Genomic DNA, 17,013 nt, shown 5'->3' with positions numbered 1-17,013 from the left:
CAATAATTAAAAACGATCATTGTTAGTAAAGTTAGAGAAATTCTCATGATAGCTGCCCCAGAGATAACTGGCAAAGCATGATGGGAAATAACCAAAATTTATTCTTGACAACAACGGCTTGGCAACTATGTTTTGTAATTAGAGATAACTCTCCCACATTCACCTGTTACAGTAAGCTATATGACAACGGAGCTAGAAAAATTCTCCAGTGGAGAAAAACGTCTTGAGGGTCTCAACCGCTGGCTAGTCGCCCGACTTCAATCAGCGATTGAAGGACTCCCCTTAGATATCACCCTATGGGATGGAACCTGCCTTCGTGGAAGCACCGAGCCGGTAGTCGCCCATATCACCATTCACGACCGTACCACTTTGCTCAAAATCCTGCTCAATCCCGAACTGAATGTAGGTGAAGCCTATACCACCGGTAGAATGGATATCGAGGGCGACTTGGTGGCCCTACATAACCTTTATAATCAACGGGTTGCCAGCGCTTATCCTACCCCGTGGAGCCGCCTCCGCAAGCGTCTCCTTGATCTGCGTCCAAATACGCTCCATCGAGCTCGTGGCAATATCTATCATCACTACGATATTAGCAATGATTTTTATGGGCTTTGGCTAGACCAATACATGGTTTATACCTGCGCTTATTTCCCCACCTCAGCGGCTACCTTGGAAGAAGCTCAGATAGCAAAAATGGAACATATTTGCCGAAAGCTAGCCCTCAAGCCGGGGGAAACAGTGGTCGAAGCAGGCTGCGGCTGGGGTGCCCTTTCTCTCTATATGGCGCAGCATTATGGGGTGACTGTCCGAGCCTTCAATATCTCCCACGAGCAAATTAGCTACGCCCAGGAGCAAGCTCGCATCGCCGGTATTAGCGATAGAGTCCAATTTATCGAAGACGATTACCGTAATATTGCTGGGCAATTTGACGTCTTTGTCTCTGTCGGAATGTTAGAGCATGTGGGGAGAGCCTGCTATCCTGAACTGGGAGCGACCATCCACCGCAGCCTGAAACCAGAAGGCCGAGGCTTGCTCCATTTTATCGGTCGCAACCGACCTCTTCCCATCAATGCCTGGATACGCCGCCGCATCTTTCCGGGCGCTTACCCTCCAACGCTGCAAGAGACAGCAGACATCTTTGAACCCTGGAATTTTTCAATTATTGACATTGAGAATCTTCGCCTCCATTATGCCAAGACTCTGGTTCATTGGCTGGAGCGCTTCGAGGAAGCCACTCCCCAAATAAGAAAGATGTTTGATGAGCAGTTTGTTCGCACCTGGCGCTTCTATCTTGCGGGTTCCCAAGCCAGTTTTTTAAGCGGATTTTTACAACTTTTCCAAGTAACTTTTACCCGGAACACTTACAACCAACTACCTTGGACCCGCGCCCACCTCTACCAAGCCATGTCACCCGGCAAGCTCCAGAAAGAGAATTAATCGTCAATTCCCTAGGGCTTTGCCCCCACCTCAACTAAGGCCGCTCATCTAACTTCGCTCCTTCCTTAGGAGGGGCAGGTGGGGGCATTAAATCTCCTTTACTAATTCCCAAAGCTAAGGCCGTAGGGCTCGCGATATAGATGGAAGAATACGTTCCCACCAGGACTCCCATAATAAGGGCCATGGAAAAGCTATGAATCGCCTCACCACCAAATATAAATAGGGCAAATAGAACCAGCAAGGTGGTCAAAGAGGTCATCACAGTACGAGATAAAGTCTGATTAAGAGAAGTGTTGACCACTTGCACCGCCGTCCCTTTGCGTATTTTGCGGAAATTTTCTCGGATACGGTCCGACACCACGATAGTATCGTTAAGGGAATAACCAATAACTGCAAGGAGAGCTGCCAGTACCGTAAGGTCAAACTCAAATTGCAATAGGGAGAATATACCCAATACGATGAGTACATCATGAACCAAAGCCACCACCGAACCAATAGCAAGCCGATACTCAAAGCGCAGAGAAACATAAATCAGAATTCCAATCAGCGCATACAGCATCGCTAGGCCCCCTTGCTCGGTCAGTTCTTCCCCCACTTTCGGCCCCACAAATTCCACCCGCCGCATGGTCACCGAGTTATCCCCGTTGGCCTGTAAGGTGGCGAGCACCTCGTTACTGAGTTCAGCGCTATTGCGTTCGGCCCCTGGTGCCAAGCGAATGAGGACATCCCGAGTGGTACCAAAATGCTGCACAATGGCGCCATCAAACCCTGCACCTCCCAAGTCCTGGCGCACTTCCGATAGCTCTATCGGCTGCTCATACCCGACTTCCAGTACAGTCCCCCCAGTGAAGTCGATACCAAAATTAAGGCCCTGGAAAATCAATGAACCCAAGGAAGTGAGAAACAGCGCCCCAGAAAATATTAAGGCCAGGCGGCGCTTGCCCATAAAATCAATACGAAAGGATTTTTTAAATAGCTTCATATCCACGTCTCAGATGGCTAGCTTTACTTTACGCCGCCCTCCATAAATGAGGTTAATTACTGCCCGGGTACCGACAATGGCAGTAAACATGGAAGTGAGAATACCCAAAGATAAAGTGACCGCAAAACCCTTGATGGGCCCTGTCCCAAATCCAAATAACACTATCGCGGCAATCAGGGTGGTAATGTTGGCATCCGCAATGGTCGATAAGGCATTGGCATAACCGGCTTCAATACTGGCCTGAGGGCTATTGCCATTACGAAGTTCTTCGCGAATACGCTGAAAAATCAAAACATTGGCATCGACCGCCATACCGACTGTAAGCACAATGCCCGCAATCCCAGGCAAAGTGAGGGTCGCCTGCAGTAAGGAGAGCAGCGAGACTAACAGCACCAGATTGACCGTCAACGCTAAATCGGCAATGAGACCAAAGACCCGATAGTAGATCGCCATAAACACCAGCACCAGGGCAAAGCCAATTACCACGGATTGAAAACCCTTTTCGATATTATCTTGCCCTAGGCTTGGACCCACCGTCCGCTCCTCCACAATATCAATAGGTGCAGCCAGTGCTCCTGCCCGTAGTAACAGGGCCAGATTACGGGCTTCTTCGGTGGAATCGAGTCCGGTGATCTGGAAACGCTTGCTCAGTTGATCCCGGATGGTGGCCACATTGATCACCTCGGGGACCCGCCGGTGGACCTTGACTGGCTCACCCTCCTCCACCCGGGTCTCGGTTTTGGTCTCGATAAAGACCACTGCCATGGGTTTACCAATATTTTCCCCTGTCACCTTGCTGAAGAGACGGGCACCCTGGCCATCTAGGGTGACAAATACCGCGGGACTGCCGCTTTGCTGATCAATCCCCGAGGCAGCATCGATAATATGATCACCGGTCAATATCACTCGCTTCTTAAGCAAGATGGGCGCCCCACCCCGCTCATGATAGAGGCGGGAACCGGCGGGAACTCTGCCCTCCACCGCCCGTTGGACATCATGGGTCACATCCACCAGGCGAAACTCCAAAGTTGCCGTCGCGCCCAGAATTTCCTTAGCTCGAGCCGTGTCTTGGACACCCGGCAATTGCACTACAATGCGATTCCGGCCCTGCTGCTGGATGGTGGGTTCAGCCACCCCAAGCTCATTAATCCGATTACGTAAAGTGGTGATGTTCTGTTGTAAGGCTAAACGCTGGATTTCCCGTTTTTCCTCTTCACTTAAAGTAATCTCTAGGCGAGGGGAACCGCCCTCCTCCACAGGCTGCAACAGCAAGTCGAAATATTCATCATGGATGAGGGTTTCAGCTTGATCCCTTTGCTCCGTATTACGGAACTTGATCTCGACACCTCCTGCGCTGAGCCGCCCAATGCTGAGGTAACGGAGCCTGTTCTCCCGTAACAAAGACCGGAGATCTTCCACATAGCGCTCTTCCGCCTGCTGGACTGCAGCCTCCATGTCCACTTCCATCAAAAAGTGCACTCCGCCGCGGAGATCCAAACCTAGGTTCATGGGTAAACCCCCAATGGTTCGCAACCAACTGGGGGTCGCAGGAGCCAAGTGCAAGGCGATCGAGTAATCCGAACCCAATTCCTCCCGAAGAGCATCCTGAGCTTTGAGCTGGGTCTCCGCTTGACGGAGGCGGACCAAAAGGCGCTGGTCCTCCAAGCGGACTGATTGATAGTCCAAACCCCGCTCTTTGAGCAGTTGCTCCACCCGGGTCAAGATTTCCGGTTCCAGGCTAGCACCCCGAGTCGCTGAGATCTGTAGCGCCGGGGTATCGCCAAACAAATTGGGTGCAGCGTAGACAATACCAACGAGCACCACGACTAACACAAGCAAGTTTTTCCAAAGAGGATAACGGTTCATCGAGGGTAACTTAAGAATTTTTAAAGCTTTTCAAGGGTGCCTTTGGGCAATACCGAGGCAACGGATTGGCGCCGTACTTTGATTTCAACATTTTCGCTGACCTCCACGGCCACGACACTCTCCGCCAATTCAGTGATGCGCCCCATAATGCCCCCTTCGGTCATTACTTCATCCCCTTTTTGCAATCCTTCCACCAGCTTATTGTGTTCTTTGGCCCGCTTTTGCTGAGGTCGAATCAAGAGGAAATAGAATAAAACCAGTAGGACCAATAAAAAGACAATGTTAAACATTCCTGCTTGGGGTGGCGCCGCTGCCGGCTCCTGGGCCCAGGCTGACGAAATGAAAAGATCTAGCACAGTTGACACGTGATTTGCCTCCCTGTTCGAACTAAATTGTTGATTATGGCACAGGCAATGGGTCCTGCGCACGTGCAGCATAAAATTCAGCGACGAACGCTTCCAACCTGTTTTGTTCAATCGCCTGCCGGAGCTGCTCCATGAGAGTTTGATAATAGTGCAAATTATGGAGAGTATTCAGGCGTGAGCCGAGGATTTCCCGGGTCTTGTCCAAATGGTGCAAATAGGCCCGACTATAGTGGCGGCAAGTATAACAAGTACAGCCCTCATCTAAAGGCCGGGTATCGTCCCGGTAGGGGCTATTGCGGATGCGGATGACGCCCCCCCGAACAAAAAGATGGCCATTGCGGGCATTGCGGGTGGGCATAACACAATCAAACATATCGATCCCCTGACGCACTGCCTCCACGATATCCTCTGGCCGCCCTACACCCATCAAATAGCGGGGTTTATCCGCCGGCATTTGGGGGGCAGTATGGGCCAAAATCCTCGCCATGGCTTCCTTCGGCTCCCCCACAGAGAGCCCCCCGATGGCATAGCCCTCAAACCCAATCTCCAATAACCCTTGCAACGACTGATCTCGCAAATCCTCATACATCCCCCCTTGGATAATCCCAAACAAGGCCGCTGGAGAATCTCCATGGGTCTCGCGGGAACGGGCCGCCCACCGCAAGGACAATTCCATGGACTGGCGGGTGACCTCTTTGGTGGCAGGATAAGGAGTACAGTCATCAAAGATCATCACGATGTCCGCCCCCAACTGCCGTTGTACGGCGATGGACTCCTCCGGCCCCAGAAAAACCGGACGACCATCAATGGGGGAGCGAAAACTGACCCCCTGCTCGGTAATTTTTCCCATGGCTCCTAGGCTCCACACTTGAAAGCCTCCGGAGTCGGTCAGAATCGGCCTCTCCCAGTGCATAAAACCATGGAGCCCCCCGTGCTTGGCAATAATTTCAGTTCCAGGGCGCAACATCAGATGAAAGGTGTTGCCTAGGACAATCTCAGCCCCCCCGGTACGCAATTCTTCCGGGGTCATAGCCTTGACCGTGCCATAGGTCCCTACCGGCATAAAAGCTGGTGTCTCCACGGTCCCCCGAGGAAAACGAAGGCGTCCCCGCCGGGCCGCACCGGCACGGGTCAGCAATTCAAATTCCATTTTTTGTGTGATAACTCTTGATGAATGGAGATAAAAGATCAAATGATTCCAGAGGATAACACATTCCATGGAGACAGCGGCGCATCTCCCTATCTACTGCTACGGCTAGGGTTGGCAGACCCGTCTTGGAACGCATCTTTGGCAGTATCGGTCTGAGACTGAGGGAGACCAGGCGCAGATTGGCGTCGACCAGGAAAATCACGGCGATGCTTTAGTCATCCCGCACTGGCCCTGGAGATCTCTAACCTACTGTTCAGCCACTTCCTATAATTCTAAAAAAGCCTCTAAAGCCCTGCCATCGCTGAGATTACCGACGAGTCGCCGTGGAGGTTGCACAGCACAATAGAGTAACGTCGGAGTCACAATGACCCGATCTTCTAAAGCCCGCTGGGGCGCTTTAAAGACATCAATGACTTCCACCGTATAGCAAGACCGCCCTAACTGGTTGAGCACCTGACGCAGATTTTTTTGCGCTCGTACCGAGTTCGGCGTTTCGCCCGCAATGTATAGTCTTAATCGCCTGGGACTGGTCTCTTCTGAAGACGGATAACGACTATCTAGACTCACTTTCTCATCCTCTTTTTCCTGTCCGTAGCCATTTTTATTCTGTACCGACTCCAGACCCGCTAAAGAATGATCTTCTAAACGCCTCATCAAAAATCCCCCCCTCCTTAGGTTGCCGCAACCGCCGCCGCTCCCCTTCAGCCCAGTGCTCATATTCGACCCGATCCGATTCCTCCTCAATGAGCAGTCGACGCTGTCTGCGTGTCCCATCCAATTCCCGCTGTAAAACCTCTAGCCGGGCCGTCAATTCCGCTTCGCTTTTTCTAATTCAAAGAGCTGTTGCTGGTACTGAACCCGATTGGCCGCCTGCTTCCGTTGATCCTGCATCTCTTTTTGCGCCCGGGCCGAACCCAAAAGCACCTCCCCTTCAGCACTATAGACATCGACTAACTGCACGCCTTGATCGGTAAGCACCAGCTCACGCACTTGATTGGAGTGGCCCGTGCCTCGGGATTTGACAATGGTCAGGGTGCGATTACGCTCCCCCCCCGGGCTAGGTAAGCGAGGTGGATCCAGGTATCCGCCATGGTGGAAATACGGCTGGCGGTGCTTTCCTCTTGGTGGGCCGTATCCTCCAACAAAGAGGTGCAAAGCAAAGTGATCCCACGGGATTTGGCAAACACCAATAAATCACCACAGATTTCTTCACCAAACAGATAGCCTTTTCCCAGGAGAGCAGAAATAGGATCCAGGATGAGGAAACGAGGCGCTCTTTCCAAAATTAATTGGTGGATAGCCACATAATGCGCTTCAGGGCTGTAGTTACCAGCACGCAACGAGGCGATCTGTAAATGGCCTGACTGGCCAAGTTCGATCCCAATAGAGCGCATATTGGCGACAATGCGCTCGCTACCCTCATCAAAGCTCACCAAGACCACCGTCTCACCCCGCTGGCAGGCCGATTCCGCAAACGCGGCCCCTAAGGTGGTCTTGGCTGTCCCCGGCGAACCAGAGACCAGGATACTCGACCCCTGGATATATCCGCCACGAAGTAAATCATCCAAGCGTCCAATCCCGGAGGAGACCCGCTCCTCATAGACTGGATAACTCAGTTCCAAAGTACCAGCCACGACCACATTGAATCCGGTTGTATTGATGAGAGCCGGAAATTTATTCGTCAAATACCCCGAGCCCCGGTACTTGGCAATGTGAAGGGTGCGTGAATGCAGGCTTCTATGGACCTCGCTCTCCAGCATAATGAGGCAATCCGATAAGTAATTGAGAAATTCGTAGCGTTGCCTATGGCGCGGATTGGCGAATAAGGTCTTACTGGTCATGAGACAGGTCAGTTCATCACTTTCCATCCATTGCTGCAGCCGGAGTAATTCGCCTTGTTCCTGGGCCGCATTTTCCAGCAGACTCAGCAGGGCATCGATCCCATCGATAATAACCCGGCGAGCACGAATTTCTCGAGCTTTGGCGTGCACCATCGTTAATAGACCCAGCAGATCGAAACTCCCTGACTGAACGGCATCTGGCGGCAGACGGGCATCCACAAAACACAGCTCCCATTCAGATAAGGTCTCACTCTCCCAAGTAAAATGGCGCATATAGGTTCGGATTCGGCTCGAGGCCTCTTCAAAGGAGACAAAAATGGCTGGTTCTCCCCATTGTCGAATACCATTGACAGCGGTTTGGAGCGCAAAAACCGTTTTACCTGCCCCGGGTCCGCCAATAACCACCGTCGTTCTGCCCCGAGGTATTTCCCCTTGAGAGCAGATCATTTCCTCAAAATGAATGGCGAGAGTACTTTCGGTCAGTTCTAATTCAAGACAACCGGGCTCAAGGCCAGTGTCTCCCAAGACTTTTCGGATAGTATCAATAAGAGGACTGCGGCGAATTTGGAAAGCTGAAATATTAACGGCCACGCGGAAAGGCTTGATGCAGGGCCTCTCGCAAGGTCACCCGCCTTTGGGTTGGAAGCTCCATACCTTGGCGGTAGAAGCAAAAGGTATCTCGGCCAGCCTGCTTGGCCTCATACAGGGCAATATCGGCCCACTTCAATAACTCCCCTCCATCGACCTCAAGCACCGCTCTTGAAGGAGCTGCTTCTGCCAATTCTGGATAGAGCGCAATCCCATCGCTGACACTCACATGAAGGGTTTTTCCTTCCAGGTGAAAGGGCTGGGAGAGATCTCCTTGGATCACCGCAAATTCATCCCCTCCTAGCCGGGCCACCGTATCGCTTTGACGCACCTTTCGGCGTAGCCGCTCACCGACGACCTTAAGCAGCGCATCGCCGAGATGGTGTCCTTGAGTATCATTGATGGCTTTGAAATCGTCCAGATCCAAATAATGTAAGGCAAAAGCATGATTCCCTCGTTGAGCTTGAGCCACCGCTTGTTGTAGGCGATCTTCAAACAGCTTTCGATTCGGCAGATTCGTCAGGGAATGATGATAAGCGAGATAATTGAGTTGGCTCTCGGTGTACTTTTGCGTGGTCACATCCAACCCAACCCCATCCCAATAGACTTCATTCTCATTCCGAAGATGAAGATAGGGATGAGCCATGCTGCGCATCCAGCGAATCTGCCCATTGGCTAATTGAATCCGGTACTCTTGATCTAAGGGGCTGAGTTCCTGAGCCGAACGTTCCAGGGCCTCCGTAAAGACCTTTTGATCTTCGGGCGGGAGGAGCCGCCACCAAAGCGAGGGATTGGTTATCAGCGCTTGCGGTTCTAATCCAAATAGCGTATGCACCGAGCCACTGATATATTCATACTTAAAGCAATTCTCTGCCGTGCGCACACGCCGGAAAATATAGCCGGGCAGATGACTGGCGATACTTTGGAAGCGCACTTCACTATCACGCAAGTTCTTTTCGGCTAATGTCAGGTAAAGATAGGCAATGGTGCCCGTTATTCCAATGGCAAAAATGCTGAGCGCTCGGTTTAAAATGACGATGCCCCACTGAAAGAGGAACTTAAACTCAGTGAGGGCCTACGCCCCATTTTCCGGATGCCTATGATCAACCTCACAAATCCGAGTCGTTCAGAAAGGCCTGAGGGGCATATCCCCGTCGCACCCGGATATTATGGCTGACAACGATGACGGTACCGCGCCCATAAAGAAACCCATTAAAATTGCAGGATTATAAGTCACTGGAGAACACCATGGAAGAATCCCGTATTATCATTGCCTTGGATTATCCCCATGCAGAGCAAGCACTAAATCTTTCCCGTCAACTTGATCCTGCCCGGTGCCGGCTGAAAGTGGGTAAGGAGTTATTCACCCGCGCCGGTCCCGGCTTGGTTGAATGCCTCGCCGACCAGGGCTTCTCCATATTTCTCGATTTAAAATTCAATGATATTCCCCATACGGTCGCCCGTGCCTGTCTTGCGGCAGCCGATTTAGGGGTATGGATGCTCAATGTTCATGCCCTGGGAGGACTGTCCATGATGCAGGCAGCCCAGGAAGCGCTGGCCAAGCTCTCCTCCCGCCCGTTGCTAATCGCCGTCACTGTCTTAACCAGCATGGAGCAGACGGCATTAAGACAAATAGGATTGGCCGGAACTCCAGAGGAAAATGTATTGCGACTTGCCCGCCTTACCCAGGAAGCAGGACTGGATGGCGTGGTCTGCTCTGGTCAGGAGGCCTCGGCACTCCGCCAGATTCTGGAACCCCCATTTTTACTAGTCACCCCAGGGATTCGGCCTGCCGGCACCGCTCCAGGAGATCAACAGCGGGTACTGACACCACGGGAAGCCTTAGCCAGAGGGGCTGATTACCTGGTCATTGGCCGGCCCATCACCGGGGCTCCTGATCCAATGGCGGCCCTTGAAAGGATTGAAGCAGAGATTCAGAATTCTTAACAGGTCAGGCGTAGTAGTCCACTCCGCCTAGGGGGACGGGAGGGTAGGAGTCTCCTTCTAAATCTTCCTGGGCGGCGGTTTCAGTGGAGTCTGTCGAAGCTGCCCGCAAGTTTCCCGGATGGGCCGACTGTCGCTGCTGTTCCGAAAAACCCTGCTGAGACACATCCACATTGACTAAATTCAGCCCTTGCTCCGCCAAAGCATCCCGCAGGCGGGGAAGGGCCGCTTCAAGGGCTTCACGGACTGCCGCCTGGGGAGCATGGAAAGTAATACTCGCTTCCTCATGGTGGAGGTTAATGCGGGCTTCAAGAGGACCAAGTTGGGGCGGGTTGAGTCGCAGCTCCGCAATTTGGACCTTATCTTTAACCAGCCAAGTCATCCGCTCGCTGAGTTCATCTCCCCACTGGAAGTGCTGGATGGCAGCTTCGAGGGTCAGATTCATTCGACTACCCTCAACAGGGGAAGGAGAAGCTGCCGTCTCCGTGGGACTAGGACTGAGTGAAGTCTGGGACACCAGTGGAGAGAAAGATTCTCGTAATAGAGTAGGTTCCGCAGGCCTCTGGGCATCCCCTACCCCCCGTGCTGAGTTTGCTGCCTCCTCCCCCTCAGAGGCGATCACCGCCAATGGAGTAGTGCCTTTGCCGGGGACAAGGCCAAGCTGGCTAAACGAGACCGGCAGTTCTGCTTTTTCCGTGGAAACTTCTAAAACGGGCTCCAGCAGACTGCCTGCCTGGATAGAAGCCTCCGGGGTGGGGGTATTTTTTTGGTTAAGATAAAGTTGCAGTTGCTCAGGGGATAAAAGGTTGAGGGGTGGAGGGGTCGGCTTGCTTGAATTGGGAAAAATTCCTGAGAGGCCAGGGACCTTTCTAGAGGTTAAAGCCGAATTTTTTGCTATGGAGCCGAGTTCAGGGATTCTAACTTGGGGTAAAGTTTTACTTTTCGCATCATTCCCCAAAGCCTCCATACTGGCAGGGAAAGAGCTAATCTCAGTCATCATCACTGCCGGTACCGGTAATGACGACTCCAGCCCCGGGGCAACCTCCTCTCTTCCCCTTTGTTCCAGGCTCAGCAAATGCTTGAGAAAGCTGGCCTGGTCCTCTGTCTGCCCCCCCTTGTTTTCCATCCCCCCAGAAGAGGGCTGATTCTCGGGTAAGGGATTAAGCTGGACAATCAAATCCCCCAGCTGGGCAGAAAAATCGGCGCCAACCGATTTCGATTCGGGGAGCGCCGATGCGTCAGGGTTCCCCTCAAATTCTCCTGCCGAAGCAGACGGATAAAGACGCGGCAAAGATAGGGCAAAAAATCCCGACGCTGTCATTACCCCCTACACTCCAGCTACATACCTATCCAAATAGCAACCCAATTACAAGCAAAACCCGTGCCGAAAAATTTCGATTCCCTATAAAGGCTCGATTTCACCGATAGCCTCAATCTCCGGCCCTATCCCCTGTTTGACCTCGGCAGATTTCGCCATCTTGCAGGCAAAACTTGCCTTCCCAGGTCTAAATTTTGCCGCTATCCTCCGCCCAATGTTGATAGCGATCATCCACTTCCGCCTGCTCACGGTGGGCGGCTAAACAACGCTCCTCCTGCCGATAACGCTCTTCAAGCTTGCCTAAAGCTTTTACGTGACTGCGTGCCTCGAGCCATCCATTGCGCCTCTGCTCTAACTGCTGAAGATATTGCTGCAGCCGCTGCTTTTGTTGCCCAATAGCCCGGTCGAGTTGAGTCAAAAAGCTTTGTAGCTGCTGAAGTTGTTGGACACCGACGCCATTTCGGCCCACGGTTTGGAAATACTGCGTATACTCTTCCCGATAGCGGTGCATCTCCTCTAGCTGGTGGTGCTGCTGCTGTAACAGGCGCTGGGCTTCACTTAATCCTCTAGCAGCCTGCTGTTCCTGGGCTTCCGCCACCCGGAGCAGGGAATACAAGCGATGGGAGCGGGTCATGAACGGCCTCCGCGATCCTCATGTCTTAATACGCCCGCAGCATTAGTCACGGGTGCCGCCGTCTTTGGGGGCTGCTGTTCCCTTAAAGCTTGTTGAAGCCCCTCAAGGCTCTCTTCAATGGAAAACGATTGAAACATATCTTGCTGGAGGAATGCTCGAAATTGGGATTGCCTATCAATGGCTTCATCGAGGCGAGGATCGCTACCACGGCGGTAAGCACCCACGCTGATAAGATCCCGATTCTGCTGATAAAGAGAGTAAATTTGCTTAAATTGCTGGGCTGCTTGCTGATGCGCTGACGTGGTGATTTGATTCATCACCCGGCTTACTGAAGCTTCAATATCAATGGCAGGATAGTGACCTGCTTCCGCCAACCGCCGAGACAGCACAATATGACCATCCAAAATGGCTCGGGCCGCATCAGCCACCGGATCATGGGTATCATCCCCTTCCGTGAGCACGGTATAAAAGGCGGTAATACTGCCACTGCCCGAGCGGCCGTTGCCCGCCCTTTCCACCAATTGGGGGACCTTGGCAAATACCGAGGGAGGATACCCTCGAGTCGCCGGCGGCTCGCCGATAGCTAAAGCCAATTCCCGCTGAGCATGGGCAAAACGGGTCAGAGAGTCCATCAACAATAACACCTGTTGGCCCTGATCGCGGAAATATTCGGCGATACTGGTGGCGAGCATGGCGCCATGAAGACGCATCAAGGGAGAATGATCTGCAGGGGTTGTTATCACCACCGAGCGCGCTAGTCCCTCCGGGCCTAGAGTGTTTTCGATAAATTCCTGGACCTCCCGGCCCCGCTCGCCAATCAGCCCCACCACGATGATATCTGCCTTAGCGTAGCGGGTCATCATGCCCAGTAGTATGCTCTTACCCACCCCGCTGCTCGCAAACAACCCCATGCGCTGACCGCGGCCAATGGTGACCAACCCATTAATAGCGGCTACCCCCACATCGAGGGGTTCCCTAATCGGTCGCCGCGCTAAGGGGTTGATGGGTTGGCCGTCCAGGGAAACATGATGGGGGGTACGCAAAGGACCTAGGCCATCCAGAGGGCGCCCTGCACCGTCCAGAACTCGACCCAGCAACCCCACGCCTACTGCTACTCCACCGCCCTGGGGAAGGGGGATCACCGGGGCGTTAGGCACCAACCCTCTCGGGTCGCCAGTGGGCATTAAAAAGAGCTTTTCTCCGGCAAAACCGACCACTTCAGCTTCTACCGGCGGCCTCTCCGGTCTTAAAATATGGCAACGCCCTCCTACCGGCAGTTGACACCCGACGGCTTCCAGGGTCAACCCCACCATTCGAATGAGACGCCCCTCCACCGTCAACAGGGGGGCTCTATCTTGGAGCAAACGCTCCCGACACTCAGCTAAGGTTTGCCGCCACCGGGCACCCAGAAGGGGAATTGTGGGCAGAGGGTCAGTCACGACCTTGATCGTCTTTCCGCTCGCCGCCAAGCACTCTGGCAATGGCGGCATTCAGTCGCGCCTCTACCGTGGCGTCTATCCTGGAATGTTCGGTCTCCAGCTGGCACCCTCCGCGGCTGAGGGAAGGGTCCTCTACCACTTGCCACCGCCGTTCCTCTCCAGAAAGGGACAAGGCAGAGCGCACCACGCCCACATCATCGGGGTGGAGTCGCAACCGTACATGGCGGCTATGGGAAGGGAGGTAATGCAATCCTTCCCGCACTGCCGCCACCACCTCACTGGGTTGGGTTTTGAGTTCTCGGCGTATAAGCTGGCGGGCAATGGCAATCCCAAGCTGCAGCAGTTCCTCCTCCACGGCCTCATCAAGCTCCCGGAGAGGCTCACTCAAAGTTGCCATTAACGCCTCAAGACGTGCTACTTTCTGCTCTAACTCCTTTTGCGCCGCCTTCCGCCCCTCCCTCAATCCCACATTAAAACCTTCCTCATAGGCCTGCTTTTGAAGAGCTTCCAATTGCTCTACCGTCAATGGCGAAGAGGTAGACGTTTCCGTTTGCTCCTGAGTTTCTAAGGTCGGCTGCCCCAGGTTAGCCTCGGCGGCTTTTTCATTACGCTCGGTATCCTGATTAGGGGTATGATCCTCCTCGGATTCTTCCTCCCCTACTAAAGGTAATTCCCAGCGCTCGTAGGCAGTGAGATCCCCTGGGCGCAAAATTTTAGATGTACTCATCGCCTCTGTTTCCTAAGGAAATATCCCCTGCTTCGGCTAACCGCCGAGCAATGGCAAGAATCTCCTTTTGCGCTGCTTCGACTTCACTCAAGCGCACAGGCCCTTTGCTTTCCAAATCCTCGCGCAACATCTCCCCCGCCCGTTTGGACATATTTTTGAAGATTTTCTGTTTAAGCTCTTCGGCAGCTCCCTTAAGAGCAATGATCAGGGTTTCAGAAGAAACCTCCCGCAGCAAGGACTGAATCCCCCGATCATCCACCTCCAGGAGGTTATCAAAGACAAACATGAGATCCTCAATATTCTGGCCCAGTTCTGCATCAGCCTCTTTAATCTGCTCCAGAACTTCGTTTTCTGCAGCACTGTCCAGTAAGTTGAGAATGTTGGCCACTGTCTTAACCCCCCCCACCGAAGAAGCCTTAAGGCTACTATGAGTGTCGGAAAATTGCTCCTCCAATATTCCGTTTAATTCATCCAAGGCCGAGGGCTGCACCCGCTCCAAGGTAGCAATCCGCAGCACGATATCTAGTCTTATCTGAGCAGCAAACAGGGACAGGACCTCAGCGGCTTGTTCGCTTTCTAAAAAGGAAAGCACGATAGCGATAACTTGAGGGTGCTCCCAATGGATAACCTGATAAATAGAACGGGCATCCATCCATTTGAGCTGCTCAATTCCATTAGTATTGCCGCCTAATAGAATGCGGTCAATGAGCGCTCCAGCCTTATCTTTACCCAGAGCGCTTTGCAACATCGTACGGACGTAATCATTAGAGCCTATCCCCAAAGCCGTCTCTTCCCTCACCTTTTCTGCAAAATCCTGAAGCACGGCATCGACCTGTTCCCTGGAAACACTCTGGAGGCTAGCCATGGTCGTCCCAATTTTTTGGATCTCTTTCGGCTCCAAATGCTTAAGCACATTAGCGGCACCCTGTTCACCCAAAGAACGTAACAGAATCGCCGCCCGTTCAATACCCGACAATTGGCCCTCAGCCATCGCGAGAGACCCAATTTTTGACAACTTGCGCGACCCGTTCGGAGTCATCCGCAGCCATCTTACGAACCATCGCCAAGTTAGCTTCTAGAGAATCAGGCCCTGATAATTGCAGCGTAGGGGTGTTACTACTCAAAGTCAGCTGATCTTCTTTTAACTCTTCTTCGTGACTGTCCTTGGGAAGAGAAGATACAGTCACTGGCTCGGGCACGGTAGTCAGCCTCCGGAAGGTAGGACGCAAGACTCCTAACAGCAAGAACAACACTGCCAAGATACCTCCCCCCTGTTTAACGGTTTCCCAGAACCACTCTTGTTGCCAGAAGGGGGGGGGGGGTAAGGGTTCTAACTCCTCGTTGGACACAAAAGGGGCATTAATCACATTGATAGTATCACCTCGATTCTGATTAAAGCCCACCGCCTCTTTGACCAGAGCGGTAATATGCTCCAGCTCTTGGGGGGAGCGTGGCAGGGTGTTGATATTGCCTTCGGCACCTGTCGCTAGTTTCTCATCCACCAAAACAGCCACGGAGAGGCGCCGAATAGAGCCAGGCGCTAGCCGAGTATGGCTGATAGTGCGATCCAGCTCATAATTACGAGTAGCCCGCAGGCTTCGAGTTGCTGGGGGTTCTGAAGGCTGGGGCTCACCCTCGTTGGCCCCATTGAAAGTCTCGGGAACCTGAGTTTCATTCGGCGGCTGGTTACTGAGCGCCCCGGGAATCCCTCCTGGAAAGAGACCACCAATCCGCTCTTCTTCTGCGGTTTGCTCACTGCGTAGGGCTCTTCTCTCCGGTTCATAGCGTTCTTGGGTCTGTTCCGTGATGGTAAAATCCACCTCAGCTACGACCTGGGCGCGCACCTTATCAGCACCTACTAATGGCGCCAGAATGCGTTGAATCCGGTGTCCATATTCCTCCTCAATGCGACGGGTATATTCGAACTGACTGGTTGTCATCTCTAGAGTCTGGGAACGTTCCGGCTGAGTGAGCAAATCCCCCCTCTGATTGACTACCGTCACCCCGGCGCTCTCCAAATCAGGAATGCTGGAAGCCACCAGGTGGGTGATGGCAGCCACCTGGCCTGGATCGAGCATGCGTCCGGCATACAAATCCAAGACAACCGAGGCAGAGGGTGCCTTGCGGTCGCGGATAAAAACCGACCGCTTGGGCAAGGCTAGATGGACACGGGCACTCTTGACGTTGTTCAGGGTGCTAATGGTGCGCGCCAATTCCCCTTCCAGAGCCCGCTGATAGCGAGCTTTTTCCAGGAATTCACTGACACCGAAACCAGGGTTCTGCTGTAGCAGTTCAAAACCGGTGCCAGCACTCCGGGGTAAACCTTCCATCGCTAGCTGCAGCCGCACTTCATGCACCTGGGAGGCGGGCACCATCAAAGCCCCTGTAAGGTTATCTAGTTTGTAGTCGATATCTGCTTTCTGCAAGGCTTCAACGACTTCTCCCTTTTCTTCGCCAGAAATAGCTCCATAAAGAATTTGATAATTCGGTGACTGAGACCATAAAAAAATGCCTACCCCTAACGCCACGCTGAGGGCAATCATGAGCAATAACCCCACCTGTTTTAGGGGGGATAGACGGGCTATATTCGCCTGTAATACTGCCAGGGATGAACTCGCAGCCGGCAACGTTTCCGGGGCAGCGGCAGGTGAATTTCTATTGGTGTTGGTGTTTGCGTCTGCCATCAATCCCAATTCCAAAGAGACCGACAAGGTTGACTTGG

General features: G+C 53.0%; 17 protein-coding genes. 2 read left to right on the top strand and 15 right to left on the bottom strand.

The window, feature by feature from the left end; translation table 11 throughout:
* Nucleotides 1-180: 180 nt before the first annotated feature.
* Nucleotides 181-1,437 carry an SAM-dependent methyltransferase gene (locus E3U44_RS09020; RefSeq protein ID WP_134357833.1) on the top strand — a complete coding sequence of 419 codons (1,257 nt, stop codon included), beginning with the start codon at nt 181-183 and terminating at the stop codon, nt 1,435-1,437.
* A 34-nt stretch (nt 1,438-1,471) separates the two neighbouring features.
* Here E3U44_RS09020 and secF read toward each other — a convergent pair whose 3' ends face one another.
* From secF to E3U44_RS08980, 9 genes are all read right to left on the bottom strand, one after another.
* The gene (secF, locus tag E3U44_RS09015) at nt 1,472-2,419 is read right to left on the bottom strand and encodes a protein translocase subunit SecF (protein WP_134357832.1); all 948 of its coding nucleotides are present in this window, start codon (nt 2,417-2,419) and stop codon (nt 1,472-1,474) included.
* 9 nt (nt 2,420-2,428) lie between these two features.
* The gene (gene secD / locus E3U44_RS09010) at nt 2,429-4,285 is read right to left on the bottom strand and encodes a protein translocase subunit SecD (RefSeq protein ID WP_134357831.1); all 1,857 of its coding nucleotides are present in this window, start codon (nt 4,283-4,285) and stop codon (nt 2,429-2,431) included.
* Between the two features lie 20 nt (nt 4,286-4,305).
* The gene (yajC, locus tag E3U44_RS09005; protein ID WP_206054936.1) at nt 4,306-4,650 is read right to left on the bottom strand and encodes a preprotein translocase subunit YajC; all 345 of its coding nucleotides are present in this window, start codon (nt 4,648-4,650) and stop codon (nt 4,306-4,308) included.
* A gap of 34 nt (nt 4,651-4,684) precedes the next feature.
* Nucleotides 4,685-5,800: a tRNA guanosine(34) transglycosylase Tgt gene (tgt, locus tag E3U44_RS09000; protein ID WP_134357830.1), complete on the bottom strand. Its 1,116-nt coding sequence runs from the start codon at nt 5,798-5,800 to the stop codon at nt 4,685-4,687.
* A gap of 264 nt (nt 5,801-6,064) precedes the next feature.
* The gene (locus tag E3U44_RS08995; RefSeq protein ID WP_166805050.1) at nt 6,065-6,454 is read right to left on the bottom strand and encodes a circadian clock KaiB family protein; all 390 of its coding nucleotides are present in this window, start codon (nt 6,452-6,454) and stop codon (nt 6,065-6,067) included.
* On the bottom strand, nt 6,402-6,611 hold the full coding sequence (locus tag E3U44_RS19295; protein WP_166805049.1) for a hypothetical protein: 210 nt from the start codon (nt 6,609-6,611) through the stop codon (nt 6,402-6,404). The genes E3U44_RS08995 and E3U44_RS19295 overlap by 53 nt, the downstream gene beginning before the upstream one ends.
* Nucleotides 6,608-6,790 (bottom strand): hypothetical protein, encoded by a 183-nt coding sequence (locus E3U44_RS08990; RefSeq protein ID WP_134357828.1) that lies wholly within the window; start codon nt 6,788-6,790, stop codon nt 6,608-6,610. The genes E3U44_RS19295 and E3U44_RS08990 overlap by 4 nt, the downstream gene beginning before the upstream one ends.
* Before the next feature lie 38 nt (nt 6,791-6,828).
* Nucleotides 6,829-8,232 carry an ATPase domain-containing protein gene (locus E3U44_RS08985; protein WP_134357827.1) on the bottom strand — a complete coding sequence of 468 codons (1,404 nt, stop codon included), beginning with the start codon at nt 8,230-8,232 and terminating at the stop codon, nt 6,829-6,831.
* The gene (locus E3U44_RS08980) at nt 8,222-9,178 is read right to left on the bottom strand and encodes a sensor domain-containing diguanylate cyclase (protein ID WP_134357826.1); all 957 of its coding nucleotides are present in this window, start codon (nt 9,176-9,178) and stop codon (nt 8,222-8,224) included. Before E3U44_RS08980 ends, E3U44_RS08985 begins: the two co-directional genes overlap by 11 nt.
* Nucleotides 9,179-9,477: 299 nt before the next feature.
* On the opposite strand from E3U44_RS08980, the gene pyrF reads away from it, so the two are divergent.
* Entirely contained in the window at nt 9,478-10,176 is a 699-nt protein-coding gene (pyrF, locus tag E3U44_RS08975) for an orotidine-5'-phosphate decarboxylase (protein ID WP_134357825.1), read from the top strand.
* 4 nt (nt 10,177-10,180) lie between these two features.
* On the opposite strand, the gene E3U44_RS08970 is transcribed toward pyrF, so the two are convergent.
* The 6 genes from E3U44_RS08970 to fliF all read right to left on the bottom strand — a co-directional run bounded on the left by E3U44_RS08970 (nt 10,181) and on the right by fliF (nt 16,975).
* On the bottom strand, nt 10,181-11,494 hold the full coding sequence (locus E3U44_RS08970) for a flagellar hook-length control protein FliK (RefSeq protein WP_134357824.1): 1,314 nt from the start codon (nt 11,492-11,494) through the stop codon (nt 10,181-10,183).
* Nucleotides 11,495-11,678: 184 nt separating this feature from the next.
* Nucleotides 11,679-12,125 (bottom strand): flagellar export protein FliJ, encoded by a 447-nt coding sequence (gene fliJ, locus E3U44_RS08965; protein WP_134357823.1) that lies wholly within the window; start codon nt 12,123-12,125, stop codon nt 11,679-11,681.
* Nucleotides 12,122-13,564, bottom strand: a complete 1,443-nt coding sequence (gene fliI / locus E3U44_RS08960; RefSeq protein WP_420812617.1) for a flagellar protein export ATPase FliI — start codon at nt 13,562-13,564, stop codon at nt 12,122-12,124. Before fliI ends, fliJ begins: the two co-directional genes overlap by 4 nt.
* Entirely contained in the window at nt 13,557-14,291 is a 735-nt protein-coding gene (locus E3U44_RS08955) for a flagellar assembly protein FliH (RefSeq protein WP_134357821.1), read from the bottom strand. The genes fliI and E3U44_RS08955 overlap by 8 nt, the downstream gene beginning before the upstream one ends.
* Nucleotides 14,278-15,282 (bottom strand): flagellar motor switch protein FliG, encoded by a 1,005-nt coding sequence (gene fliG / locus E3U44_RS08950; protein WP_134357820.1) that lies wholly within the window; start codon nt 15,280-15,282, stop codon nt 14,278-14,280. The genes E3U44_RS08955 and fliG overlap by 14 nt, the downstream gene beginning before the upstream one ends.
* Nucleotides 15,275-16,975 carry a flagellar basal-body MS-ring/collar protein FliF gene (gene fliF, locus E3U44_RS08945; RefSeq protein ID WP_134357819.1) on the bottom strand — a complete coding sequence of 567 codons (1,701 nt, stop codon included), beginning with the start codon at nt 16,973-16,975 and terminating at the stop codon, nt 15,275-15,277. Before fliF ends, fliG begins: the two co-directional genes overlap by 8 nt.
* Nucleotides 16,976-17,013: the final 38 nt, after the last annotated feature.

It is taken from the genome of Nitrosococcus wardiae (assembly GCF_004421105.1).
GTDB lineage: Bacteria > Pseudomonadota > Gammaproteobacteria > Nitrosococcales > Nitrosococcaceae > Nitrosococcus > Nitrosococcus wardiae.
The sequence above is the reverse complement of the archived record's forward strand: the minus strand, read 5'-3'. Positions and strand labels throughout refer to the sequence as shown.

What these genes read in the sequence shown, in the direction of transcription:
- fliF (WP_134357819.1), bottom strand. Translation starts at nt 16,975, where the DNA reads ATGGCAGACGCAAACACCAACACCAATAGAAATTCACCTGCCGCTGCC.
- E3U44_RS08995 (WP_166805050.1), bottom strand. Translation starts at nt 6,454, where the DNA reads ATGAGGCGTTTAGAAGATCATTCTTTAGCGGGTCTGGAGTCGGTACAG.
- tgt (WP_134357830.1), bottom strand. Translation starts at nt 5,800, where the DNA reads ATGGAATTTGAATTGCTGACCCGTGCCGGTGCGGCCCGGCGGGGACGC.
- E3U44_RS09020 (WP_134357833.1), top strand. Translation starts at nt 181, where the DNA reads ATGACAACGGAGCTAGAAAAATTCTCCAGTGGAGAAAAACGTCTTGAG.
- fliG (WP_134357820.1), bottom strand. Translation starts at nt 15,282, where the DNA reads ATGGCTGAGGGCCAATTGTCGGGTATTGAACGGGCGGCGATTCTGTTA.
- E3U44_RS08955 (WP_134357821.1), bottom strand. Translation starts at nt 14,291, where the DNA reads ATGAGTACATCTAAAATTTTGCGCCCAGGGGATCTCACTGCCTACGAG.
- E3U44_RS08970 (WP_134357824.1), bottom strand. Translation starts at nt 11,494, where the DNA reads ATGACAGCGTCGGGATTTTTTGCCCTATCTTTGCCGCGTCTTTATCCG.
- secF (WP_134357832.1), bottom strand. Translation starts at nt 2,419, where the DNA reads ATGAAGCTATTTAAAAAATCCTTTCGTATTGATTTTATGGGCAAGCGC.
- fliJ (WP_134357823.1), bottom strand. Translation starts at nt 12,125, where the DNA reads ATGACCCGCTCCCATCGCTTGTATTCCCTGCTCCGGGTGGCGGAAGCC.
- secD (WP_134357831.1), bottom strand. Translation starts at nt 4,285, where the DNA reads ATGAACCGTTATCCTCTTTGGAAAAACTTGCTTGTGTTAGTCGTGGTG.
- pyrF (WP_134357825.1), top strand. Translation starts at nt 9,478, where the DNA reads ATGGAAGAATCCCGTATTATCATTGCCTTGGATTATCCCCATGCAGAG.